The 22,759-nt window shown below is 65.0% G+C and carries 20 protein-coding genes and 2 pseudogenes; 10 read left to right on the top strand and 12 right to left on the bottom strand.

Features of this window, described 5'->3' with window-relative positions:
* Positions 1-33: 33 nt before the first annotated feature.
* Both ppc and argE read right to left on the bottom strand, forming a co-directional pair.
* Complete coding sequence (gene ppc / locus BN1132_RS14705) at positions 34-2,667, bottom strand: phosphoenolpyruvate carboxylase (RefSeq protein ID WP_042078486.1); 2,634 nt, start codon at positions 2,665-2,667, stop codon at positions 34-36.
* 195 nt (positions 2,668-2,862) lie between these two features.
* Entirely contained in the window at positions 2,863-4,026 is a 1,164-nt protein-coding gene (argE, locus tag BN1132_RS14700) for an acetylornithine deacetylase (RefSeq protein WP_042078485.1), read from the bottom strand.
* A gap of 261 nt (positions 4,027-4,287) precedes the next feature.
* Here argE and argC point away from each other — a divergent pair, with 261 nt between their 5' ends.
* From argC to argH, 5 genes are all read left to right on the top strand, one after another.
* Positions 4,288-5,295, top strand: a complete 1,008-nt coding sequence (gene argC, locus BN1132_RS14695) for an N-acetyl-gamma-glutamyl-phosphate reductase (protein ID WP_042078484.1) — start codon at positions 4,288-4,290, stop codon at positions 5,293-5,295.
* A gap of 23 nt (positions 5,296-5,318) precedes the next feature.
* Positions 5,319-6,098 (top strand): acetylglutamate kinase, encoded by a 780-nt coding sequence (gene argB / locus BN1132_RS14690; protein ID WP_042078482.1) that lies wholly within the window; start codon positions 5,319-5,321, stop codon positions 6,096-6,098.
* A gap of 25 nt (positions 6,099-6,123) precedes the next feature.
* Positions 6,124-7,041, top strand: a complete 918-nt coding sequence (locus tag BN1132_RS14685) for an ornithine carbamoyltransferase (RefSeq protein WP_042078481.1) — start codon at positions 6,124-6,126, stop codon at positions 7,039-7,041.
* Between the two features lie 55 nt (positions 7,042-7,096).
* Positions 7,097-8,332 carry an argininosuccinate synthase gene (locus BN1132_RS14680; protein ID WP_042078480.1) on the top strand — a complete coding sequence of 412 codons (1,236 nt, stop codon included), beginning with the start codon at positions 7,097-7,099 and terminating at the stop codon, positions 8,330-8,332.
* Positions 8,333-8,534: 202 nt separating this feature from the next.
* Positions 8,535-9,920: an argininosuccinate lyase gene (argH, locus tag BN1132_RS14675; protein WP_042078479.1), complete on the top strand. Its 1,386-nt coding sequence runs from the start codon at positions 8,535-8,537 to the stop codon at positions 9,918-9,920.
* 105 nt (positions 9,921-10,025) lie between these two features.
* On the opposite strand, the gene BN1132_RS14670 is transcribed toward argH, so the two are convergent.
* Positions 10,026-10,919, bottom strand: coding sequence for a LysR substrate-binding domain-containing protein (locus tag BN1132_RS14670; protein ID WP_042078478.1), 894 nt, complete (start codon positions 10,917-10,919; stop codon positions 10,026-10,028).
* A gap of 96 nt (positions 10,920-11,015) precedes the next feature.
* Here BN1132_RS14670 and BN1132_RS20395 point away from each other — a divergent pair, with 96 nt between their 5' ends.
* From BN1132_RS20395 to BN1132_RS14660, 3 genes are all read left to right on the top strand, one after another.
* Positions 11,016-11,141, top strand: a complete 126-nt coding sequence (locus BN1132_RS20395) for a hypothetical protein (RefSeq protein WP_257519972.1) — start codon at positions 11,016-11,018, stop codon at positions 11,139-11,141.
* A 5-nt stretch (positions 11,142-11,146) separates the two neighbouring features.
* On the top strand, positions 11,147-11,665 hold the full coding sequence (locus BN1132_RS14665) for a DUF4865 family protein (protein WP_244462949.1): 519 nt from the start codon (positions 11,147-11,149) through the stop codon (positions 11,663-11,665).
* Positions 11,666-11,792: 127 nt separating this feature from the next.
* Positions 11,793-12,431, top strand: a complete 639-nt coding sequence (locus tag BN1132_RS14660) for an FMN-binding negative transcriptional regulator (protein ID WP_042078475.1) — start codon at positions 11,793-11,795, stop codon at positions 12,429-12,431.
* A gap of 58 nt (positions 12,432-12,489) precedes the next feature.
* On the opposite strand, the gene BN1132_RS14655 is transcribed toward BN1132_RS14660, so the two are convergent.
* The 9 genes from BN1132_RS14655 to BN1132_RS14615 all read right to left on the bottom strand — a co-directional run bounded on the left by BN1132_RS14655 (position 12,490) and on the right by BN1132_RS14615 (position 19,477).
* Positions 12,490-12,702, bottom strand: coding sequence for a hypothetical protein (locus BN1132_RS14655; RefSeq protein ID WP_042078473.1), 213 nt, complete (start codon positions 12,700-12,702; stop codon positions 12,490-12,492).
* A 96-nt stretch (positions 12,703-12,798) separates the two neighbouring features.
* Positions 12,799-13,140 carry a DUF1294 domain-containing protein gene (locus BN1132_RS14650; protein ID WP_042078472.1) on the bottom strand — a complete coding sequence of 114 codons (342 nt, stop codon included), beginning with the start codon at positions 13,138-13,140 and terminating at the stop codon, positions 12,799-12,801.
* On the bottom strand, positions 13,137-13,724 hold the full coding sequence (locus BN1132_RS14645) for a sugar O-acetyltransferase (protein WP_042078471.1): 588 nt from the start codon (positions 13,722-13,724) through the stop codon (positions 13,137-13,139). The genes BN1132_RS14650 and BN1132_RS14645 overlap by 4 nt, the downstream gene beginning before the upstream one ends.
* Before the next feature lie 86 nt (positions 13,725-13,810).
* Entirely contained in the window at positions 13,811-15,073 is a 1,263-nt protein-coding gene (locus BN1132_RS14640) for an MgtC/SapB family protein (protein ID WP_042078470.1), read from the bottom strand.
* A gap of 205 nt (positions 15,074-15,278) precedes the next feature.
* Entirely contained in the window at positions 15,279-16,115 is an 837-nt protein-coding gene (locus BN1132_RS14635) for a transporter substrate-binding domain-containing protein (RefSeq protein ID WP_042078469.1), read from the bottom strand.
* A complete protein-coding gene (locus tag BN1132_RS14630) occupies positions 16,112-16,873 on the bottom strand; it encodes an amino acid ABC transporter ATP-binding protein (RefSeq protein ID WP_042078468.1) in 762 nt (253 codons plus the stop codon). The genes BN1132_RS14635 and BN1132_RS14630 overlap by 4 nt, the downstream gene beginning before the upstream one ends.
* Entirely contained in the window at positions 16,870-17,532 is a 663-nt protein-coding gene (locus BN1132_RS14625) for an amino acid ABC transporter permease (protein WP_042078466.1), read from the bottom strand. Before BN1132_RS14625 ends, BN1132_RS14630 begins: the two co-directional genes overlap by 4 nt.
* A 71-nt stretch (positions 17,533-17,603) precedes the next feature.
* Positions 17,604-18,269, bottom strand: a complete 666-nt coding sequence (locus tag BN1132_RS14620; protein WP_042078464.1) for an amino acid ABC transporter permease — start codon at positions 18,267-18,269, stop codon at positions 17,604-17,606.
* Positions 18,266-19,477: a threonine synthase gene (locus BN1132_RS14615; protein WP_042078463.1), complete on the bottom strand. Its 1,212-nt coding sequence runs from the start codon at positions 19,475-19,477 to the stop codon at positions 18,266-18,268. The genes BN1132_RS14620 and BN1132_RS14615 overlap by 4 nt, the downstream gene beginning before the upstream one ends.
* A gap of 215 nt (positions 19,478-19,692) precedes the next feature.
* On the opposite strand from BN1132_RS14615, the pseudogene BN1132_RS14610 reads away from it, so the two are divergent.
* Positions 19,693-21,808: pseudogene (locus BN1132_RS14610) on the top strand (prolyl oligopeptidase family serine peptidase).
* Between the two features lie 122 nt (positions 21,809-21,930).
* Positions 21,931-22,759: pseudogene (locus tag BN1132_RS20030) on the top strand (AsmA family protein); the annotation flags it as partial.

Genomic DNA, 22,759 nt, shown 5'->3' with positions numbered 1-22,759 from the left:
CCAATATGGCGCCCTTTCGCTTGAGGGGGTGGATCAACCCGTGTTGCGCATGCCGGCGGCGATGCCGGCGATGGTGACCATCAACGCCTGATCCAGCTCGGGGTGCAGGGTCTCCGGGTGGTTGCGCGAGCGGCCAAGCAGCTCGACCTGCAGCACGTTGAGCGGGTCCGTGTAGGGGTTGCGCAGCTTGATGGACTCCTTGATCCAGGGCTGATCGTCCAGCAGGTCGCCCTGCGGGCGCAGTTTCAGCACCACCTGGATGGAGTCGGCAAGCTCCTGGCGCAGCTGTCTGCCCAGTGCCCACAGATTCTCCGGCACCAGGCGGGTGTCATAGTACTCCGCCAGCCAGAGATCGGCCTTGAGGAACACCATCTCCAGCATCTCGAGGCGGGTGCGGAAGAAGGGCCACTGGCGGCTCATCTCGTCCAGCACGGCCTTCTGGCCGTCGTCGATGGCCTGCTGCAGCCCCTTGTGGGCGCCGAGCCAGGCCGGCAGCATCAGCCGGTTCTGGGTCCAGGCGAAGATCCAGGGGATGGCGCGCAGGCTCTCGACGCCGCCGTTGGGCTTGCGCTTGGCAGGGCGCGAACCGAGCGGCAGCTTGCCGAGCTCCATCTCCGGGGTGGCGGCGCGGAAGTAGGGCACGAAGTCCGGGTGACCGCGCACTATGCTGCGGTAATGATCGCAGGAGACGGTGGCCAGCTGCTCCATCACGGCGCGCCAGCTCTCCTTGGGCCTCGGCGGTGGCAGCAGGTTGCCCTCCAGCACGGCGCTGGTGTAGAGGTTGAGGCTCTGGAAGGCTACCTTGGGCAGGCCGAACTTGAAGCGGATCATCTCCCCTTGCTCGGTGACCCGCAGGCCGCCGCGCAGGGATCCCGGCGGTTGGGAGAGGATCGCCTGATGGGCGGGGGCGCCGCCGCGACCCACGGTGCCGCCACGGCCATGGAACAGGGTGAGGCGGATGTTGTTGGCCTCGGCCAGGGCCACCAGGGATTCCATGGCGGCATACTGGGCCCAGCCGGCGGCCATCATGCCCGCGTCCTTGGCGGAGTCGGAGTAGCCGATCATCACATACTGACGGCCCTGGATGTAACCGCGATACCAGTCCACAGACAGCAGGCGCTCCATCACGGCGGTGCCCGCCATCAGGTCTTCCTGGGTCTCGAACAGCGGGGCCACCGGCATGCGGAACTTGCAGCCGGCTTCCTTCAGCAACAGCTGCACCGCCAGCACGTCGGACGGCGCGCCGGCCATGGAGATGATGTAGATGCCGAACGCATCCGGGTCGTGACCGGCGATCACCCGGCAGGTGTCTATGGTCTCGCGGGTCTCGTCGCTCGGCTCCCAGTCGGTCGGGATGAGGGGGCGGCGGGAGTTCAGCTCGCGCAGCAGGAAGGCCTGCTTGTCCTCCTCGCTCCACTCGGCGTAGTCGCCCATGCCGAGGTAGCGGGTCAGCTCGGAGAAGACCTGGCCGTGGCGCTCGCCATCCTGGCGGATGTCCAGCTTGACCAGGTGGATGCCGAAGCAGGCCAGCTTGCGCAGCACGTCCAGCAGCATGCCGTCGGCGATGTTGCCCATGCCGCAGGCGTGCAGGGAGTGGTAGCAGAGCTCCAGGGGCTCGCGCAACTGGGCGGTGCTCTTGACCATATCCCGGCTCTCGCTCGCCTGGCCCTGCACCTTGGCGGTCAGGAACTCCTGGGTCTCGCGCAGCTGCTCGCGCAGCTCGCGCACCAGGGCGCGGTAGGGTTCGGGGTTGTCGCCGACCCGGGCACGCACGGCCTCGGTGCAGTCGGCCATGGAGAGCTCGGAGGTGAGCTCCTTGATGTCCTTGTAGAACAGGCTCACCGCCATCCAGCGGCCCAGCTCCAGCACCTCGGCGGTCACCTTGGCGGTGACGAAAGGGTTGCCGTCGCGGTCACCGCCCATCCAGGATGTGAACTTGACCGGCGCGGCATCCAGCGGCAGCCGCACACCCAGGTGGTGTTGCAGGCGCTCGTCCAGATTGCGCATGAATTCGGGAATGGCCGGCCACAGGCTGTTCTCCACCACGGCGAAGCCCCACTTGGCCTCGTCCACCGGGGTCGGGCGCTGTTCGCGGATCTCGTTGGTGTGCCAGGCCTGGTTGACCAGCTGCTCGATGCGATTGAGGATCTTGTCCCGCTCGCGGGGCAGCAGATCGGAGAGTTCCAGCGCCTCCAGGCAGTCGTTGAGCTGCACGTGCTTGTGGATCAGGGTGCGACGGGTCACCTCGGTGGGGTGGGCGGTCAGCACCAGATCGATGTCCAGCTCGCGCACGGCCTGGATGATGGCCTCCTGGGACAGGTTGGAGGCTTTCAGCTTGTCGAACATCTGCTCGAGCGGATCCGGGGTGCAGACCTGCTCTTCGCAGCGGCGGGAGATGGTGTGGAACTGCTCCGCCACGTTGGCAAGGTTGAGGAACTGGCTGAAGGCACGGGCCACGGGCAACAGCTCGTCATCGGAGAGGGTGCGCAGGGTCTCGAGCAGGCGCTCTCTGTCCGCCTCGTTCCCCTTGCGGGAGGACTTGGCCAGTTGACGAATGGTCTCGATCTTGTCGAGGAAGGCCTGCCCCTGATGATCCTTGATGGACTTGCCCAGCAACTGGCCCAGCATGCCTACGTTGGCCCGTAGTGCGGCGTACTTTTCGTTCATTCCACATCCTTATTTTGTTGGTGCCTCCTGACCTTCCGGGATGGGAGGCGACCTCACTTATTGTTGTGCGATTACAACATATGCTCCGTCATCTTAGGGGGACAATCTACCCAGATTGTCTGCGCAAGGTCAAATAACAAGCCGATTCAGAAGATGTATTTCCCTCACCTGTCCCGTCCCGGCATGTCATGTAACTTACTTACATTCTCCCGGCTGGATGCAGAAGCGCCGGATCAGGTGCTGCAGCACCGCCGTGGTCGGTTTGACGAACGACAGATCCAGGTATTCGTCGGGCTGGTGGGCCTGGGCGATGTGGCCGGGGCCCATCACTATGGTCTCGCAACCGAGCTGCTGGATAAAGGGGGCCTCGGTGCAATAGTTCACGGACTCGGCGGCCCGGCCGCTCGCCCGCTCGGCCTCGCGCACCAGATCCGAGTCATCCTTGCAGGCGTAGGCCGGGATGGGCTCGTGCAGGTGCTGCAGGTGCAGGCAGCCCGGCTGGTGGATCTCGATGGGGGAGAGCGCCTCTTTGAGCATGCCCATCAGCTCGTCCGGCCCCACCTGCGGGGTGGGCCTCATGTCGATGTGCAGCTCGCAGCAGCCGCAGATGCGGTTCGGGCTGTCGCCCCCATGGATGTAGCCCAGGTTCAGGGTCGGCTGGGGCACGGCGAAGCGGTGATCCGCGTACTTCTCCTTCAGATCCTGCTGCAGTTTGAGCACCTGACCCATGGCCTTGTGCATGATCTCCATGGCGTTGACGCCGTTGGCGGGATCCGAACTGTGGCCGCTTCGCCCCGTGATACGAATGGCTTCCGACATGTGGCCCTTGTGGGCCACCACGGGCACCAGCCCGGTGGGTTCGCCGATCACCGCATAGTCGGGCTTGAGTTCGGCGGCCGCGGCGATGGCGCGGGCCCCGGCCATGGTGGTCTCTTCATCGGCGGTGGCAAGAATGCGCAACGGCTTGTTGAGGGTGGTGAGATCGATCTCCTTCAGCGCCTCCACGATAAAGGCGAAGAAGCCCTTCATGTCGATGGTGCCGAGCCCATACAGGCGGTTGCCCTCCTCGGTCACCTTGAAGGGATCCTTGCTCCAGCCCCCCTCGTCGAACGGCACCGTATCCGTGTGGCCCGCCAGCAGCAGTCCCCCCTCGCCCTGGCCATGGGTCGCCACCAGGTTGAACTTGCCCGGCAGATCCGGCAGCGCCGTCACCTCGCAGTGAAAGCCCAGCTGGCCGAACCAGTCGGCCAGCAGCCGGATCACCGCCTCATTGCTCTGATCCCAGCGGGGATCCGTGCTGCTGATAGAGGGAATCGCAATAATATTCTTATAAAGTGAAAAAAAATCCAGATTGGCCATCAGCTCCTCCTTGCGTCCCCGGGTTCTTTCTGTTAGAAAATACAAATGCAAAGTGAGTGCATGAATATTCTGTTCGAGTGCTCAGCGACATGGCCTCTAGTTGTAAGGGAAAGTTAATGTTCTGTCACCTGATCTGTAACCGACGACGCATATCCGCCTGAATAGCCCCTCCGCACTCGTTGCATCAAAGGGGCGATAGCCGACCCCTTGCACCGCAGCAGCAGGCTGCGAATTTCGAACCCAGACTTGGAATACTCAAACATGCTCAATACCGTTATCGTCGGTGCCAGTGGCTACGCGGGGGCCGAACTGGCCGCACTGGTCCAGAACCATCCACAGCTCAAGCTGTTCGGCCTCTATGTGTCGGCGGGCAGCCAGGACGCCCACAAGCGCTTCTCTTCCCTGCATCCCCAGTGGGTTGGCGAGCTGGATCAGCCGCTGCTGCCCCTGGACGACGACGGCATGACCCGGATCCTGACCCAGGCCGACCTGGTGCTGCTGGCCACCGCCCATGAGGTGAGTGCCGAGCTTGCGCCCAAGTTCCTGGCCAAGGGGCTGCCGGTGTTCGATCTCTCCGGTGCCTTCCGTGTCAAGGATCAGCAGTTCTACGCCTCCTTCTACGGCTTCACCCACGACAGCGAGCAGTGGCTGGATCAGGCCGTCTACGGTCTGGCTGAGTGGAATGCCGAGGCCATCAAGGCGGCCCAGCTTATCGCCGTGCCCGGTTGCTACCCGACCGCCTCCCTGTGCGCCCTCAAGCCGCTGCAGCAGGCCGGTCTGATTGCCAAAGAGTGGCAGCCCATCATCAACGCCGTCTCCGGTGTCTCCGGGGCCGGTCGCAAGGCGGCCATCAACACCAGCTTCTGCGAGGTGAGCCTGAGCCCCTACGGCACCTTCAATCACAGACACCAGCCGGAGATCAGCCATCACCTCGGCAAGGGGGTGCTGTTCCAGCCCCACCTCGGCAACTATGTGCGCGGCATCCTGGCCACCATCTATGTGCAGCTGGCGGATGGCGTGACGCAGACCCAGGTAGATCAGGCCTACCTCAAGGCCTATGAAGGCAAACCCCTGGTACGCCTCACCGGCCAGATGCCCTCCATCCGCGGCGTGGCGAACACCCCTTACTGCGACCTCGCCTGGCAGCAGCAGGGCAACATGCTGGTGGTGGTGTCCGCCATCGACAACCTGCTCAAGGGCGCAGCCTCCCAGGCGATGCAGTGCATAAATATCAAGTTTGGTTTTGAACCGGCCACCGGCCTGATTTAACGCTTTAAGGAAGGATCGAGAAGATGGACAAGCAGACGCTGGTAATCAAGTTGGGTGGTGCCCTCATCGAGAACGACGAGGCCCTGACCGCCCTGTTCGCCACCCTCAAAAGCTTCCTGGACGATCAGCACAGACCCCTGGTGCTGGTGCACGGTGGTGGCTGCCTGGTGGATGACCTGCTCAAGGGCCTGGGGATGACCTCCACCAAGAAGAACGGCCTGCGGGTGACCCCGTTCGAGCAGATCCCCGTGATTGCCGGTGCCCTGGCCGGGACCGCGAACAAGATGATGATGGCCAAGGCCATCTCCACCGGCATTCCGGCGGTGGGGCTCTGCCTCGCCGACGGCGGTCTGTGCCAGGTGACCCAGCTCGATCCGGATCTCGGTGCGGTCGGTGACTGCAAACCGGGCAACCCGGCGCTGGTGGCCGCCATCCTGGGCCAGGGCCTGCTGCCTGTGGTGAGCTCCATCGGCATCACCGCCGAAGGTCAGCTGATGAACGTCAATGCGGATCAGGCGGCCACGGCGATTGCCGAGGCCCTCGGCGCCGATCTGGTGATGCTGTCGGATGTGAGCGGCATCCTGGACGGCAAGGGCAAGCTGGTGCCCCAGCTCGACAAGCAGACCGCGCTGGACCTGATGGAGAAGGGGGTGATCAGCGATGGCATGGCGGTCAAGGTGAAGGCCGCCCTGCACGCCGCCGAGACCCTGGGCAAGCCGGTCTGTGTCGCCAGCTGGCGCTACCCGGATCAGCTGCTCAAGCTGCTGGCGGGCGGTGCGGTCGGCACCCAGGTCACGATCTGATTTTCACCGGGAAAAGGACAATCCGATGCAACATCTTCTGAAAGACAGCGATTTAAGCAAGGCCCAGATCGAGGCGCTGATCGCGCTCGGCAAGGCGGTCAAGGCGGATCCGAAGAAATACAGCCAGGCCCTGGCGGGCAAGAGCGTGGTCACCCTGTTCGAGAAACCCTCCCTGCGCACCCGGGTTACCTTCGACATCGGGATCAATCGGCTCGGCGGCCACAGCGTCTATCTGGATCAGCAGAATGGCGCGCTCGGCAAGCGGGAGTCGGTGAAGGATTTCGCCGCCAACCTCTCTCGCTGGTGCGACGCCATCGTCGCGCGGGTGTTCGATCACCAGACCCTGGTCGAGCTGGCCGAGTTCGGCTCGGTGCCTGTGGTGAACAGCCTGTGCAACCTCTACCACCCCTGCCAGGGGCTGGCGGACTTCATGACCATCAGCGAGCACTACAGCGATCTGTCCAAGGTGAAGCTGGCCTATCTCGGCGATGGCAACAACGTCAGCCACTCCCTGCTGCTCTTGGGGGCGACCCTCGGCACCGACGTGACCCTGGTCTGCCCGAAAGGCCATGGCCCGGACACCCAGATCTTCCTGCAGGCCCAGGCGCTGGCGGCCCAGTCCGGCGCGCACATCAACATCAGCGATGACGTGGGCGCCATCGAAGGCTTTGACGTGGTTTATACCGACACCTGGGTTTCCATGGGTGACAACACACCAATGGAGCAGGTAAAAGATATCTTCATGCCTTATCAGATCAACCAGGCCCTGCTCGATCGCACCGGCATCCAGCACGTGCTGCACTGCCAGCCGGCGCACCGGGAGCTGGAGATCACCTCGGAGGTCATGGACGGCCCAGCCTCCCTCATCATGGATGAGGCAGAAAACCGGATGCATATCCAGAACGCCGTGCTGCTGACCCTGTTCGGACAGGGCCAGAAGTAATCCGGCAACCGACCCGGAATCACACTTTTTATCGAATCATCATGGAGAGAAGTAAATGAGCGGAATCAACAAGATCGTACTGGCTTACTCGGGCGGACTGGATACCTCGGCCATCATTCCCTGGCTGAAGGAGCACTATGACGCCGAGATCATCGCCTTCGTCGCCGACGTGGGCCAGGAGCGTGACGATCTGGAAGGGATCGAGCAGAAGGCCATCGCCTCCGGCGCGGTCAAGTGCATCGTCAAGGATCTGCGGGAAGAGTTCGTCAAGGAGTACGTCTACCCGACCCTGAAGACCGGCGCCGTCTATGAGGGCACCTACCTGCTGGGGACCTCCATGGCCCGTCCGGTGATCGCCAAGGCCATGGTCGAGGCCGCCCTGGCGGAAGGGGCCGATGCCATCTCCCACGGTTGCACCGGCAAGGGCAACGATCAGGTGCGGTTCGAAGGGGCCGTGGCGGCCCTGGCTCCCCAGCTGAAAGTGATCGCCCCCTGGCGGTTGTGGGACATGCGTTCCCGGGAGGATCTGCTGGCCTATCTGGAAGCCCGCAACATCCCCTGCAAGGCGACCCTGAAGAAGATCTACAGCCGTGACGCCAACGCCTGGCACATCTCCACCGAGGGTGGCGAGCTGGAGAGCACCTGGAACGAGCCGTCCGAAGCGGTCTGGCAGTGGACCGTCTCCGCCGAGCAGGCACCGAACGAGCCGGAGTACGTCAAGCTGACCGTGGCCAAGGGTGAAGTGGTCGCCGTGGATGACCAGCCCCTGACCCCCCACCAGATCCTGACCACCCTGAACGAGCGTGCCGGCAAGCACGGCGTGGGCCGGGTCGACATCACCGAGAACCGCATGGTGGGCATGAAGTCCCGCGGCTGCTACGAGACCCCTGGTGGTACCGTGATGGTTGCCGCACTGCGCGCCGTGGAAGAGCTGGTACTGGACAGACCGACCCGCGCCTGGCGGGAAAAGCTGGGTGCCGAGTTCTCCCACCTGGTGTATGACGGTCGCTGGTTCACCCCGCTGTGCAAGGCCATTGTCGCCTCCGCCAACGCCATCGCCGAGGAGCTGGATGGCGAGGTGATCCTGAAGATGTACAAGGGTCAGGTCACCGCGGTGCAGAAGAAGTCGCCGAACAGCCTCTACTCCGAAGACTTCGCCACCTTCGGCGCCGACGAGGTGTACGACCAGAGCCATGCCGAAGGCTTCATCCGTCTCTACACCCTGGCGAGCCGGATCCGCGCCATGAAGGAGCAGCATCAAGCCATCGGTGGCGACCATACCCACGGTTGAGTCGTCGCTGTGACTCGTTGATTCGAGGGGGCATGGCCCCCTCTTTTACAGGCAGAGAGGCCCTTTGCCATCATCATCGGGTGTGACAAGAGCGGCTGCGCCCTGGCCGCTTCTGTGAGATAACAGGCTCACAGGAAAACCAGGCACGATTTCAAGCTCGACGGCGCAAGACGCCGCCGGCAACGCATTCAAGGAGAGCAGTATGGCACTTTGGGGTGGACGCTTCAGTCAGGGAGCCGATAGCCGGTTCAAGCAGTTCAACGATTCCCTGCGGTTCGATTACCGCTTGGCGGAGCAGGATATCCAGGGCTCCATGGCCTGGGCCAAGGCGCTGGTGAAGGTCGGCGTATTGACCGCCGATGAGCAAGGAAAACTGCAGCAGGCGATGGAGGTGCTGCTCGCCTCGGTGCAGCAGGATCCCGAGCAGATCCTGAGCTCGGATGCCGAAGACATCCACTCCTGGGTCGAGGGCAAGCTGATCGATGCCGTCGGCACCCTGGGCAAGAAGCTGCACACGGGCCGCTCGCGCAACGATCAGGTCGCCACCGACCTCAAACTCTGGTGCAAGGCGCAGGGCGAGCTGCTGCTCGGCTCCATCACCGCCCTGCAACAGGGGCTGGTGGGCTCGGCGCGCGCCAACCAGGCCGCGGTGCTGCCGGGTTACACCCACCTGCAGCGGGCCCAGCCGGTCACCTATGCCCACTGGGCGCTGGCCTATGTGGAGATGCTGGAGCGGGATTACTCCCGTCTGCAGGATGCCCTCAAGCGCCTCGACACCAGTCCGCTCGGCTGCGGCGCCCTGGCGGGCACCGCCTACGCCATCGACCGCGAAGCGCTGGCGCTCGACATGGGCTTTAGCGGTGCCACCCGCAACAGCCTGGATTCGGTCTCCGATCGGGATCACGTGGTGGAGCTGATGCACGTGGCGTCGCTGTCCATGGCGCACCTGTCCCGCTTTGCCGAGGATCTCATCTTCTACAACACCGGCGAGGCGGGCTTCGTCGAGCTGTCCGACGCCGTCACCTCCGGCTCCTCCCTGATGCCCCAGAAGAAGAACCCGGACGCGCTCGAGCTCATTCGTGGCAAGACCGGCCGGGTGGTGGGCGCCCAGATGGGCATGCTGATGAGCCTCAAGGCGCTACCGCTGGCCTACAACAAGGACATGCAGGAAGACAAGGAAGGGCTGTTCGATGCTTTGGATACTTGGCACGATTGCCTCGACATGGCGGCCCTGGTGCTGATCGATCTGAAGGTCAACGGCGAGCGCACCAAGGCGGCGGCCCAGGGCGGCTACGCCAACGCCACCGAGCTCGCTGACTATCTGGTGGCCAAGGGCATCCCGTTCCGCGAGGCGCACCATATCGTCGGCGAGACCGTGGTCTACGCGATCGGGGTGAAGAAGCACCTGGAGGAGCTCTCCCTCCCCGAGTTCCAGCGCTTCAGCCCCGTGGTGGGGGAGGATGTCTACCCGAACCTGGAGCTGGAGGCGACCCTGGCCAAGCGGGTCGCCAAGGGCGGCGTCGCCCGGGAGCAGATAGAGGCAGCCCTCACCGCCGCCGAACAGTGGCTGGCCAAGCGGGCGGGTTGATCCGCACGACGCGCCAGCGCCATCACAAGAAAAACGGCAACCCCAGGGTTGCCGTTTTTTTATGCGCACTCCTCACTGGAGTGGTCCACTCTGGCCAGTAGATGTTCAGCCCCTGTGCCCGGCGCTGGCCTGATGCACGGCGTCCGCGAGCAGGCGCTGCAACTGGCGCTCGGCCTCGCCGGCTTCGTGGCCGGCGCCGAGCAGCACCACCCCCAGGGTGCCCGGTGAGGGCAGCACGCCGCCGAGGGGGGCGAGGCTGGCCGGCATGCCGATGGCGGAACGCACCGTGATCCCGAGCCCGGCCTGCACGGCGGCCCAGATCCCCCCCAGGCTCTGGCTGGTGAAGGCGATGCGCCAGGGGATCCCGGCATCGTCGAGGGCATGGATGGCCCTTGCCCGCATCAGGCAGGGGGCATCGAAGAGCACCAGGGGCAGGGGCTCCCCGCGTGCCAGCAGCGGGTTGATGTCCCAGTCCGGGTGAGCAATCCATTGCAACTGCACTATGTCGATGAGGTGGGCATCCACCCCGTCCTCTTGCGGTTGCCAGGCCAGGGCCATGTCGAGGGTGCCTTCCCTGATCCCCTGCACCAGGGCCCCGTTGCGATCGATGCGGGTCGTCATGCGCAGGGCCGGGTGCTGGCGACAGAGGGGCCCCAGCACGGCGGGGAGCAAAGATTCGCCGAAGTCCTCCTGCACCCCGAGCCGGATCTCCCCTTGCAGCAGTTCCCCTTTCAGGGCGAGCACGGCTTCGTCATTGAGCTCCAGCAGCCGCTTGGCGTAGCCCAGCAGGCGCTCGCCGCTGGCCGTCGGCACCAGGTGACGTCCCTGCTTCATGACCAGATCGGTGCCGCACTGCTGTTCGAGTTTCTTCAACTGGGCGCTGACCGCCGAGGTGGAGCGGCACAGCCGCTGCGCCGCCAGCGCAAAGCTGCCGCACTCCAGCCCCAGCACGTAGCTGCGCAGGGCATCGAGGTCCAGGCTGGGGGGAAGGGGTGACATAACGATCCTTATAATCGGGACTATTGGTCTTGAATATTTCGATTTTTTAAATTGTAGCAGTGGGAGAGAGTGGCTTCATCCACCAAGGAGATTGCCATGACACCCGATGTTCCCGATCGCGCCACCCTGGCGCAGCTTGCCCCCCGACTCGCCGAGCGCCTTGATGCCGAGGCGTGGCGCTTCGGACGGGGTCTGATGTTCCGGCAGGGGGTGATCTTATGATCGCCATGCACTACAGATTCACCCTGCCGGCGGACTACGACATGGCGCAGATCGAGCAGCGGATCGCCAGCAATGGCGCCAGGCTCGACGGCTTTCCCGGTCTGCTGTTCAAGGCCTATCTCTACAGCCGCCAGGACGATGCGGCCCTGCCGGGGCAGGAGAACCGCTATGCCCCCTTCTATGTGTGGCAGAGTGTCGAGGCGATGCACGGTTTCCTGGTGAGCGAGGGATTCGCGGCGCTCACCCGGCATTTCGGCTGGCCCCATATCGAGACCTGGCATCTGCTGTCAGCCCCGCAGATGGAGGTGCTCGAGCGGGCCGGGGTGGTCATCTTGCGGCGCACCCCCATAGCGGCCCATCACCCCCTGGCGGCGTTGTCCACCAAGAGCATGCTGAGCGGCTGGGACGTCTCCCGCTGGCAATGGCTGGAGGTGGATTTCTTGGCGTCGCTCCCACAAGTGATGCCGGTAGGGGCCGATGCCTATCACATCGGCTATCTGGCCAGGGGCATCCCTTCATCCTGAGCAAGCGACGACGGCCAGGGCTTTCTTCGGTGGTGCTCGGCAGGCAAACTCGAGACTATGCTTCCCCGTCACGGGAGCATACCGACGGGATTAGTACGGACACTCCACCAAGAACCAAGGACCTCTTATGTATCTGCCACCCCATTTCGCCGTCACCGAGCCCGCTGCGCTGCATCAGCTGATCCGGGCCCACCCTCTGGGGGCCCTGGTCACCCATGGTGAGCTGGGGCTCGACGCCAACCATCTGCCGTTCGAGCTGGATGCCGGGGAGGGGGGACAAGGGGTTCTGCGGGCCCATGTGGCCCGCAACAACCCGCTCTGGCAGGAGGTGAAAGACGGCGACGAGGTGCTGGTGATCTTCCGCGCCGCCGAGGGTTATATCTCCCCCAGCTGGTATCCGGGCAAGCAGGTGCATCACCAGCAGGTGCCCACCTGGAACTATGCCGTGGTGCACGCCCATGGCCGTATCCGGGTACGGGACGATGCCCGCTTCGTGCGACGCCTGCTCGCCACCCTGACCCGCACCCAGGAGGCCGCCGAGCCCAGGCCCTGGAAGATGGCGGACGCGCCGCGCGACTATCTGGAGGCCATGGTGGCGGCCGTGGTGGGCATCGAAATCGAGATCGACCGCCTGGTGGGCAAGTTCAAGCTGAGCCAGAACAAGGAGGCGGCGGATCGGCAGGGGGCCATCGCTGCCCTGTTGCAGCGCGGGCAGGAGGCGCTGGGGGAGGCGATGCAGAGTCCGCCCCCGCCGGCGTCGGGCTGATCCCGGCACCGGAAACGAAAGACGGCAACATCGGTTGCCGTCTTTGTCGGGACTGGCCTCACAGTTCCCGGAAGGGCCGACGCTTCTCCTCCTCCAGCATGATGGCCTCGAGGTTGGCGACCCGCTCCTGCAGCTCCTTGATGATCATGTCCTGCTTGCCGAGACGGTCGGTAATGCGGGCGTCCCCCATCTGGTAGCGGGCACGCTTGCCGAGATAGCCGAAGAATACGCTGATAAAGACGATCAGGACTATGCCTGTCCACATGGTCATGAGTGACTCCTTGCCTATGCCTGAACGGGAGAGATCATCTCCCGGTCTTCCGTTGTCTCATACCCGCCCATGGGCGGCAATGCCCGTCCTGGTGGTTCAGAACCCCTGCCAGAGCGGCCAGACGAGCCAGATCCCGAGCAGCAATAATTGCCCCCAGACGATGGCCCAGAACCGCAGGCGATAACTCCCCTTCTGGGTCTTGTGGCGCAGCCACTGGCGGGCCACCAGGGCGCCGGGCCAGCCGCCGCACAGCTCCAGCAGATGGAGGCGGACCTCGGGCACGCGCCAGCCGCCACGAATGGCCTGGCGCTTGTCCCAGGCGTAGGCGACCAGGGTCAGCAGGCTCATCAGCAGGATCAGGGCCAGCGGCCACCAGTTCGCGTTCCGCACCCCGAGCCAGCCGGCCCAGCCCAGGGGCAGCAGGGCCAGCACCATCATGACAGCAGCGCCGGATCCCGGGGCTCGCCCGGGCTTAAGGTGCGGATCACGCGAGCCGGATTGCCGACGGCGACCGAATCGGCAGGGATGTCCCTGGTCACCACGGCGCCGGCCCCTATGATGGTGCGCGGCCCTATGGTGACGCCGGGGCAGATGATGGCGCCGCCGCCAATCCAGCAGTCATCGCCGATGCGTACCGGCTTGTTGTAGGCGGTCCAGTTGCGCCGCTCCTGGAAATCCATGCTGTGGGTGGCGGTGTAGATCTGCACGTTGGGGGCCAGCAGCACGTGGCTGCCGATGTGCACCTCGCCCACGTCGAGTATGGTGACGTTGAAGTTGAAGAAGGTCTTCTCGCCGATGTGGATGTTGCGACCGAATTCGCAGGTGAAGGGGGTGCTGATCCAGCAGGAGTCGGGGCAGTGGCCAAACAGCTCGCCGCAGATCTGCTGGCGCAGGGGTTGATCCCCTGCCGTGGAGGCGTTGAGCCGTGCCAGCAGCGCCTGGCCGCGGATCCTGTCGTTCGCTATCTCCTCGGTCTGGGTGAGAGGGCCGCCCGCCAGAATCCCGTCCCAATCGCTCGCCATGGTCATCTCCTCGTGCTGCAAGAGGGGGCAGTATACGTGACAAGGGGGAGGGGAGTCAGTCTGTCACCCCGGGGAGGTGATCCCCGTCATCCTGCCGGCCAGACCAGGGGCAGGATCAGCAGGACGGAGAGCAGGTAGGGCAGCATGACCCTGAGCCCCAGGCGGCGGCCGCCGATCACCAGCGCCAGCAGTCCCTTCACCAGGGAGTTGACCAGGCCGGCGAGCAGTATGCCCCGGGCGGCCACCTCCAGGGCCAGTTCCTTGTGGGAGAGCTGGGAGAGGGAGAGGGTGATGGCGTCCACATCCGTGATGCCTGAGACCAGCGCCAGCAGATAGACCCCGGAGTCACCCACCTTGCTCTGCAGCAGGGTGGCCATGAAGCCGATGAGGGCCAGCAGCAGGCCGAACTTGATGGCGGTGGCAAGATCCAGCGGGTTGCTGGTCCTGGGCTGCACCGGGTTGTCGGTCATCTCCTCCCGCTGGCGCCAGAACCAGAAGGCGAAGCCGTAGACGATGGCTGCCAGCAGCAGCAGGGGGGCGGCCAGGCGCATCGCCAGCTCGCCGTGAATGAGCAGCACCAGCACCAGCAGCCGCAGCCACATGGTGGCCCCCGCCAGCAGGATGCCGGTGGCCAGCAGTCGCTCCAGACCTCCCTGCTCCCTGTTGAGGCGGGCAAATTGCAGGGTGAGGGCGGTGGAGGAGGCGAGCCCCGCCAGCATGCTGGTGAGCACCAGCCCGGCACGGGTGCCGAGCAGGCGCACCGCGAAGTGACCACAGAACGAGATCCCCGCGATGATCACCACCATCAGCCAGATCTTGAAGGGGTTGAAGGCGTCGAGGGGGCCCATCTCCGCATCGGGCAGCACGGGCAGCAGCACCAGGGAGATGAGCAGGAAACGCAGGGTCGCGTGGAATTCCGTCTCGCTCAAAAACAGCATGCCCTGCTGGATCTTGCCCTTGAGCCCCATCAGCAGCGCCGCCAGCACGGCGCAGGCCACCGCCTCGCTCGGGCTCTGCAGCACCGACATCAGCCCCAGCAAATAGGTGAGCACCATGGCCACCGAGCTGGTGAGACCGAACTCCCCTTGCCAGCGCAGGGCCAGCCAGACCGAGAGGCCGCAGCCTGCCACCACCGTCAGCAGGCCGAGCAGGGCCAGCCAGGGCCCCAGGGTCGGCAGCAGCAGGGCGCAGACCCCGCCGAGCAGGCCGATGAGGCCATAGGTCCGCATCCCGGCGATGCGCTGGTTGTCACCCAGCTGGCGTACCTGCCAGCCCCGCTCCAGTCCGATGATGAGCCCGATGGCCAGGGACACCAGGGCGCCGTAGACGGGCTCCGCCTCTATCCACATGCTGCTCTCCTCTCGTTGCCGTGTCTGTGAGGATGGCACAGACAGCCCCCGGGCAGGGGGAGCTGGCTCACAGAGCCGGCGACCCGTCTGGCAAACAAAAAAAGGCGCCACCCGGAGGGGACGCCTGAAAGGTCAAACCTTGCGGTTTGCGGACCAACGGAACCAAAGATCACACACTTCACACTCAGCACTTCCCTCGGCAGGCTCAGCCCTGCCACTTGCCTCCTTCCACTATCACGTCGTTGGGATCGGTATCGGCGCTCAGTTTGTCGCGCACATACTGGTCGTAGAGTTTCAGCAGGTACTTCTCTTCCCCCAGCTTGGCGAGGCGGTCGTTGACCCAGTCACGCAGCTCGATATTGCCCTTCTTCACCGCCGGCGCTATGGGGTCTTCCGAGCCCAGCTTCTCGGGCAGCACCCGATAGCCCGGGTTCTCCTTGGCCCAGCTGAAGAGCACCAGGTTGTCCTGGGCGTAGGCGTCGCCACGGCCCTGGGCCAGCGCCTGCAGGGATTCGGAATTCTTCTCGAACTTGAGCACTTGCCAGTCCGGGTGGTTGCGGGTCAGCCAGATGTCCGCCGTGGTGCCGGTGGTGACGATAAGCCGCTTGCTGGCCAGATCGTCGAGCTTCTTGGCCGGGCTCCCTTGTGGCACCAGCACCTGTACCGCCACTCGCAGGTTCGGGTTGGTGAAGTCCACCACCTGGCGCCGCTCCGGGGTCACCGTCATGTTGGCGAGGATCAGATCCACCTTGTCGCTCTGCAGGAAGGGAATGCGGCTGGCGGGCTCCACCGCCACGAACTCGACCTTGTTCTCGTCCCCCAGCAGGTCCTTGGCGAAGCGGCGACCGAGATCGGTGTCGAAACCCACGTAGTTGCCCTTCTCGTCCACATAGCCGAAGGGGGGCTTGTCGGTGAAGACGCCGACGATGAGCTTGTCGCGTTCCTTGATCTTGGCAAGGGAACCGTCCGCCGCCTGGGCGCCGCCGCTGGCGAGGCCGAGGCCGATCAGGGCGCTAAACAGAACCGAGGTGATTTTTTTCATGCTGACTCCTTTCGTTTGATGACAGTTGTATAAGAAAACTTGGCGAGGAACTGGCGTGCGCGCTGGCTGCGCGGGTTCTCGAAAAATTGATGGGGGGCTGCCTGCTCCAGGATGTGGCCGCCGTCCATGAAGACGATGCGATCCGCCACCGCCCGGGCGAACGCCAGCTCGTGGGTGACGATGAGCAGGGTCATGCCGCTGCCGGCGAGATCCCGGATGACCTCCAGCACCTCCTGCACCATCTCGGGGTCCAGCGCAGCGGTCACCTCGTCAAACAGCATCACCTGGGGGTTCATGCACAGGGCCCGCACTATGGCGATCCGCTGCTGCTGGCCGCCGGAGAGCTGGCGCGGATAGTCATGGCGCCGCTCCCACAGGCCAACCCGGGTCAGCAGCTGTTCCGCCTGCAGCAGGGCCTCGGCCCGCTCCCGCTTCTGCACCTGCACAGGGCCGAGCAGCACGTTCTCCAGCACCGTCAGGTTGGGGAAGAGGTGATAGCTCTGGAACACCATGCCGATCCGCTGGCGCAGCCGCTGCCAGTCGGTGGCACCATCCAGCAGCACGCCATCGAAGCGGATCTCGCCCCCCTGAATGGGTTCGAGCCCGTTGAGGGTGCGCAGCAAGGTGCTCTTGCCGCAGCCGCTCGGCCCCAGGATGACGATCACTTCCCCGGCGTTCACCGTGAGGCTGACCCCGTCCAGTACCCGGTTTTGGCCGAATTGTTTGCTGACAGCATTGAGCTCAAGCAGAGGTGTCATACCGCATTACCCCATTGTTGCTCCAGCCGGCGCGAGACGAGCGAGAGCGGATAGCAGACCAGAAAAAAGAACAGGAACAGCAGACCGTAGATGAGCAGCGAGCCATAGGTGCGCTCGATGATCTGCTGGCCCACCTTGATCACCTCCACCACCCCGATCAGCACCGCCAGCGAGCTGGTCTTGATGATGCGGGTATGGATGTTGATGGTGGGCGGCGTCAGCCGTTGTAGCGCCTGGGGCAGCAACACGTGGCGATAGAGCTGCCAGCGGGAGAGCCCGAGGGCCAGACCGGCCTCCTGCTGACCGCGGGCGAGCGACTTGAGGCCGCCGCGCACCACTTCGCCCACCTCGCTGGCGCCCCACAGGGCAAGCACCAGCACGGCGCACCAGAAGGCCGGGATATCCAGGCCGAAGAAGATCGGCAGCCCGAAGAAGAAGAGGTAGAGCCAGACCAGCACGGGCACTACCCGAAACAGCTCCAGATAGACTCGCAACACTCCCCGAGTCAGCCTTCCCCCCTGCTGGGCCAGCACGCCGTAACCGACCCCGCCCAGGGTGGCGAACAGGATGGCGAGCAGCGAGATGGCGAGGGTCTGGCCCGCGCCCACCGCCAGCAGCGGCAGCGCCTGCGTCAGCTGCTCAGTGACCGGACTGACCATATCGATCCCTCCTTTTCTCTGCATCGGTGTCGGATGGTGGCAGCAGGACGATCGATGCCTGCATCAGCGATTCAGTGACCGAACTGACCATGTTGCAGCCTCCTTTCAACGACGCGCAGGGCAAGGGACAGCGGCAGGAAGATCAGCACGCACATCAAGGTCAGCACCGCCAGCATCTCGTAGGTCTTGTAGTAGAGGGCGATGTAGTTCTTGGTGGTGTAGAGCAGCTCGGGCACCGCCACCGCCGAGGCCACGGTGGTCTCCTTGAGCAGAAAGATGAAGTTGGCAAAGAGCGCCGGCAGGCTGGCGAGCCAGGCCTGGGGCAGTTGAACGTGGCGCAGCAATTGCCAGCGGGAGAGGCCGATGGCCTGACCTGCCTCCAGCTGGCTGGCGGGCACCGCCTGCACCCCGGCCCGCAGCGCCTCGGTCAGGTAGCCGCCGCCGAGGAAGGTCATGGCGATCACCGCCGTTGTGAAACCCGACAGGGACAGCCCCAGGGCCGGCAGCCCGAAGTAGAGAAAAAACAGCTGGATCAAGAGCGGCGTGTTGCGGGCCAGCTCCACATAGGCGCGGATCACCCGGTTCAGCCAGGGCCGGCGCAGGCCGAGCAGCGTCACGTTGAGCATCGCCACGACGAGTGAGGTGAAGATCACGATGGCGCCGAGCTGCAGGGTGACCCAGACCGATTGGCCAAAGGCCGGCAGTGTGCTGAGGACAAAGGACCAGTCGAAGCTCATGCCGGTATCCTCCCGTCGCGGCGCAGCCGCTGGGGCAGCACTGTGATGGCGTCCGGGTACTTGATGCCGGCACCTGTGTTGAGCACCACCACCCGCTCGCCCCCCTGGATCCAGCCCGATTCCCGAAGCTGGCGGGCTGCGGCGAAGGCGGCCGCCCCTTCCGGGCAGACGAAGCTGCCTTCGCGAGTGGCGAGCTGGCGGATCTCGCTCTGGATGGCTCTGTCGTCCACTGCTATGGCGCAGCCCTCGGTGCGATAGAGGGCGTCCAGCACCAGAAAATCCCCCAGCGCCTTGGGCACGTTGATGCCAAAGGCCAGGGTCTGGGAGTCAGGCCAGAAGCGCGACTCGCGCTCCCCCTGCTGCCAGGCCTGGACTATGGGGGCGCAGCCGCTCGCCTGCACCGCCACCAATCGCGGCAGCGGCCCCTTGACCCAGCCCAGCTCCTGCAATTCCCGCAGCGCCTTGTAGATGCCAATGAGACCGACTCCGCCGCCGGTGGGGTAGAGGATGACGTCCGGCAGGGTCCAGCCAAGCTGCTCGGCGATCTCCAGCCCCATGGTCTTCTTGCCCTCGATGCGATAGGGCTCCTTGAGGGTGGAGGCATCGAACAGCCCCTGCTCGGCCACCGCCTCGGCCACCTGGCGACCGGCGTCGCTGATGAGGCCGTCCACCAGATAGAGGCGGGAGCCGGCCAGCGAGGTCTCCAGCCTGGTGATGGCGGGGGCCGCCTGGGGCATGACTATGGTGCTGCGCAGCCCGGCGCGGGCGCCGTAGAGCGCCCAGGCCGCACCGGCGTTGCCGTTGGTGGGCATGGCGAAGTGGGTGACACCGAGCTCCCGGGCGCGGGAGACGCCGACCGCGGCGCCCCGGGCCTTGAAGGAGCCGGTGGGGATGACGCTCTCATCCTTCATCCAGAGATCCGGAATGCCGATCTGCTTGCCCAGGGTGGGCAGGGGCAAGAGCGGGGTGAAGCCTTCCCCCAGGGTGACCACCTGGGCGGGGTCGCGTACCGGCAGCAGCTCGTGGTAGCGCCACAGGCTGGCGGGACGACCCAGCAGGGCGGCCGGATGCCAGGCCTGCTTCAGGGCCTCGAGATCGTAGCTGGCGAGCAGCGGCGCACCGACCCGGCTCAGTTGCTGGGGTTGATCGGCATCATGGATCTCGCCCGTCTTGCTGCACCGCAGATGTGATAGGTAGCTGTACGGCATGCTTTATCCTGAATGTGTCACGTTGGCTGGTTTCTTATTCCATCCTGTGACCCAGGGGCCGGATAACAAACAAAATAAAGCGGCAAACTTAAGCGAAAAAGTTCATATGGCTCCCCTTTGTCGGCGGGCCACCCTCTGCCACCGGTCGGGGGGTTGGGCCATCCGGCGCTCTTTGTTACCCTGCCCGCTTACTCAAACCGCAGGGAGCCGCCTCGATGCGAGCCTTTGTCAGCCTGCTGGCCCTGTCACTGCTGTGTGCGTGCAGCGGCCAGCCAACCAGAGAGGATGCCATGTCAGGGAAAGCGCGCCTTCACTACCCCGTCACCCGCCAGGGGGATCAGGTGGATCACTACTTCGGCCAGGCCGTGGCCGACCCCTATCGCTGGCTGGAGGATGACCGCAGCCCCGAGACCGAGGCCTGGGTCAAGGCCCAGAACCGGGTGACTCAGGGTTATCTGGCGCAGATCCCGTATCGGGCCGCCATCAAGGAGCAATTGGCCTCGTCCTGGAACTACGCCAAGGAGGGGGCGCCGTTTCGCGAGGGGCGCTACCACTACTTCTTCAAGAACGACGGCCTGCAGAACCAGAACGTGCTGTGGCGCCAGCAGGAGGGCAAGCCGGCCGAGGTGTTCCTCGATCCCAATACCCTCAGCCCCGACGGCACCACGGCGCTGGACCAGCTGAGCTTCTCCCGGGACGGCCGCATCCTGGCCTACTCCTTGTCGCTGGCGGGCAGCGACTGGCGCGAGATCCACCTGATGGACGTGGAGAGCAAACAGCCGCTGGAGGCGCCCCTCAAAGACGTGAAGTTCAGCGGCATCAGCTGGCTCGGCAACGAGGGCTTCTTCTACTCGAGCTACGACAAGCCCGACGGCAGCGAGCTGTCGGCCAAGACCGATCAGCACAAGGTCTATTTCCACCGGCTCGGCACGGCGCAGGAGGAGGACCGGCTGGTGTTCGGCGCCATCCCGGCCCAGCACCACCGCTACGTGGGGGCGACCGTCACCGAGGATGACCGCTTCCTGCTCATCTCGGCGGCGAACTCCACTTCCGGCAACCGCCTCTATGTGAAGGATCTGAGACAGGAGAACGCGCCGCTGCTGACGGTACAGGGGGATCTGGATGCGGACGTGAGCCTGGTGGACAACCAGGGCAGCACGCTTTACCTGCTGACCAACCGGGACGCCCCCAACCGCCGGCTGGTGACGGTGGATGCCGCCAACCCGGGGCCGGCCCGCTGGCGGGATCTCATCCCCGAGCGTCAGCAGGTGCTGACGGTGCACAGCGGCAGCGGCTATCTGTTCGCCGAGTACATGGTGGATGCCACCGCCCGGGTCGAGCAGTTCGACTATGAAGGCAAGCGGGTGCGCGAGGTGGCGCTGCCCGGCCTTGGCAGCGTCAGCGGCTTCAACGGCAAGCACGATGATCCCGCCCTCTACTTCGGCTTCGAGCACTATGCCCAGCCGCCGACTCTCTACCGGTTCGAGCCAAAGAGCGGCGCCATCAGTCTCTATCGCGCCTCGGCGGCGCCGTTCAAGCCGGAGGATTACGTCTGTGAGCAGCGCTTCTACCAGAGCAAGGACGGCACCCGGGTGCCGCTCATCATCAGCTACCGCAAGGGGCTGAAACGCGATGGCAGCAACCCGACCATCCTCTACGGCTATGGCGGCTTCGACGTGAGCCTGACTCCGAGCTTCAGCGTGTCGGTGGCCAACTGGCTGGATCTGGGGGGCGTCTATGCGGTGGCCAACCTGCGCGGGGGCGGCGAGTACGGCCAGGCCTGGCACCTGGCGGGCACCCAGCAGAACAAGCAGAACGTGTTCGACGATTTCATCGCGGCGGCCGAGTACCTCAAGGCCGAGGGCTACACCCGCACCGATCGGCTGGCGATCCGCGGTGGCTCCAACGGCGGTCTGCTGGTGGGGGCCGTGATGACCCAGCGGCCGGATCTGATGCGGGTCGCCCTGCCGGCGGNNCACCGCCGGGGCGGGCTGGGCCTATGACTACGGTACCAGTGCCGACAGCGAGGCGATGTTCGACTACCTGAAGGGCTACTCGCCCCTGCACAACGTCCGGCCCGGGGTCAGCTACCCCTCGACCCTGGTGACCACGGCGGATCACGACGATCGGGTGGTGCCGGCCCACTCCTTCAAGTTTGCCGCCACCCTGCAGGCCGACAATGCCGGCCCCCATCCCCAGCTCATCCGCATCGAGACCAATGCCGGGCACGGGGCGGGCACGCCGGTGGCCAAACTTATCGAGCAGAGTGCGGACATCTATGCCTTCACCTTGTACGAGATGGGCTATCGGCAACTGCCGACCGTCCAGTGAGACCAGGGCCCTGCGGGGCCCTTTNNCCTGTCTCGCCATTTGCCCGTTTTGGGTCCTGTACAACCTGCGCCGCGCCCCCGGTGGTATAGTCAGCCACAAGATCCGCATTCAAGGAGTTCGTCGTGAAGAAGATCATCTACATAATGCTGGGGTTGGCGCTGGCGGCCGTGGTGGCCATCGCCGCCCTGGTGTCGCTGATTGACCCCAACCAGTTCAAGCCCCAGCTGGCGGAGCAGGTGCGCAAGAGCACGGGCCGCGAGCTGGTGATGGAGGGGGAGATTGGCTGGCGTTTCTGGCCAAGCCTCGGCCTCTCCCTCGAGAAGGTGGCGCTGCGCAACCCCGCTGGCTTTGCCGAGCCGGACCTGGTGCGCTTCGAGCAGGGGGAGGCCTCGGTGGGCCTGCTGCCCCTGCTCTCCCACCGGCTGGAGATCGGCAAGGTGACCCTGAGCGGTGCCCATCTCTTTATCCAGACCAAAGCCGACGGCAGCTCCAACCTGAGGGATCTGCTCCAGACCTCCGCCGAGCCCAAGGGGGAGGCGNNCCTGCCGCAACGACGCCTCCTGCCGCCCCTGACGATCGGCCCTGGCAGATCAGCCTGCAAGGCATCGCGCTGGTGGATGCCAGCGCCCTGGTGCGGGACGATCGCAGCGGCGCCGTTTCCCGGCTAGACCGGCTGGATCTCGATCTGGGGCAGCTGACCCCGGGGGAGTGGGTGCCGGTGACCCTGGCCGCCAAGGGGGCGCAGGGGGAGCTGGCATTTGATCTCAAGGGGCAGGCCCAGCTCAAAGCGGCGCAGGAGCCGATGAAGAGCGAGCTCAAGGATCTCAGCCTCAGCGGCAGCCTGAGCCAGCCGGCGCAGCGGCTGGATGACTTCACCCTCAAGGCCGATCGCCTGGCGCTGGGGGAGTGGAGCAGTCTCACCCTCACTCTGCAGGGCGCCCAGGGGGCGGC

This window comes from Aeromonas sanarellii (assembly GCF_000820085.1).
GTDB lineage: Bacteria > Pseudomonadota > Gammaproteobacteria > Enterobacterales > Aeromonadaceae > Aeromonas > Aeromonas sanarellii.
Note: the sequence above shows the minus strand (reverse complement) of the source record. Positions and strands in the feature narration are given on the sequence as shown.

Coding starts and splice junctions, on each gene's coding strand:
- ppc (WP_042078486.1), bottom strand. CDS start 2,667: ATGAACGAAAAGTACGCCGCACTACGGGCCAACGTAGGCATGCTGGGC.
- argE (WP_042078485.1), bottom strand. CDS start 4,026: ATGGCCAATCTGGATTTTTTTTCACTTTATAAGAATATTATTGCGATT.
- argC (WP_042078484.1), top strand. CDS start 4,288: ATGCTCAATACCGTTATCGTCGGTGCCAGTGGCTACGCGGGGGCCGAA.
- argB (WP_042078482.1), top strand. CDS start 5,319: ATGGACAAGCAGACGCTGGTAATCAAGTTGGGTGGTGCCCTCATCGAG.
- BN1132_RS14685 (WP_042078481.1), top strand. CDS start 6,124: ATGCAACATCTTCTGAAAGACAGCGATTTAAGCAAGGCCCAGATCGAG.
- BN1132_RS14680 (WP_042078480.1), top strand. CDS start 7,097: ATGAGCGGAATCAACAAGATCGTACTGGCTTACTCGGGCGGACTGGAT.
- argH (WP_042078479.1), top strand. CDS start 8,535: ATGGCACTTTGGGGTGGACGCTTCAGTCAGGGAGCCGATAGCCGGTTC.
- BN1132_RS14670 (WP_042078478.1), bottom strand. CDS start 10,919: ATGTCACCCCTTCCCCCCAGCCTGGACCTCGATGCCCTGCGCAGCTAC.
- BN1132_RS20395 (WP_257519972.1), top strand. CDS start 11,016: ATGACACCCGATGTTCCCGATCGCGCCACCCTGGCGCAGCTTGCCCCC.
- BN1132_RS14665 (WP_244462949.1), top strand. CDS start 11,147: ATGCACTACAGATTCACCCTGCCGGCGGACTACGACATGGCGCAGATC.
- BN1132_RS14660 (WP_042078475.1), top strand. CDS start 11,793: ATGTATCTGCCACCCCATTTCGCCGTCACCGAGCCCGCTGCGCTGCAT.
- BN1132_RS14655 (WP_042078473.1), bottom strand. CDS start 12,702: ATGACCATGTGGACAGGCATAGTCCTGATCGTCTTTATCAGCGTATTC.
- BN1132_RS14650 (WP_042078472.1), bottom strand. CDS start 13,140: ATGATGGTGCTGGCCCTGCTGCCCCTGGGCTGGGCCGGCTGGCTCGGG.
- BN1132_RS14645 (WP_042078471.1), bottom strand. CDS start 13,724: ATGGCGAGCGATTGGGACGGGATTCTGGCGGGCGGCCCTCTCACCCAG.
- BN1132_RS14640 (WP_042078470.1), bottom strand. CDS start 15,073: ATGTGGATAGAGGCGGAGCCCGTCTACGGCGCCCTGGTGTCCCTGGCC.
- BN1132_RS14635 (WP_042078469.1), bottom strand. CDS start 16,115: ATGAAAAAAATCACCTCGGTTCTGTTTAGCGCCCTGATCGGCCTCGGC.
- BN1132_RS14630 (WP_042078468.1), bottom strand. CDS start 16,873: ATGACACCTCTGCTTGAGCTCAATGCTGTCAGCAAACAATTCGGCCAA.
- BN1132_RS14625 (WP_042078466.1), bottom strand. CDS start 17,532: ATGGTCAGTCCGGTCACTGAGCAGCTGACGCAGGCGCTGCCGCTGCTG.
- BN1132_RS14620 (WP_042078464.1), bottom strand. CDS start 18,269: ATGAGCTTCGACTGGTCCTTTGTCCTCAGCACACTGCCGGCCTTTGGC.
- BN1132_RS14615 (WP_042078463.1), bottom strand. CDS start 19,477: ATGCCGTACAGCTACCTATCACATCTGCGGTGCAGCAAGACGGGCGAG.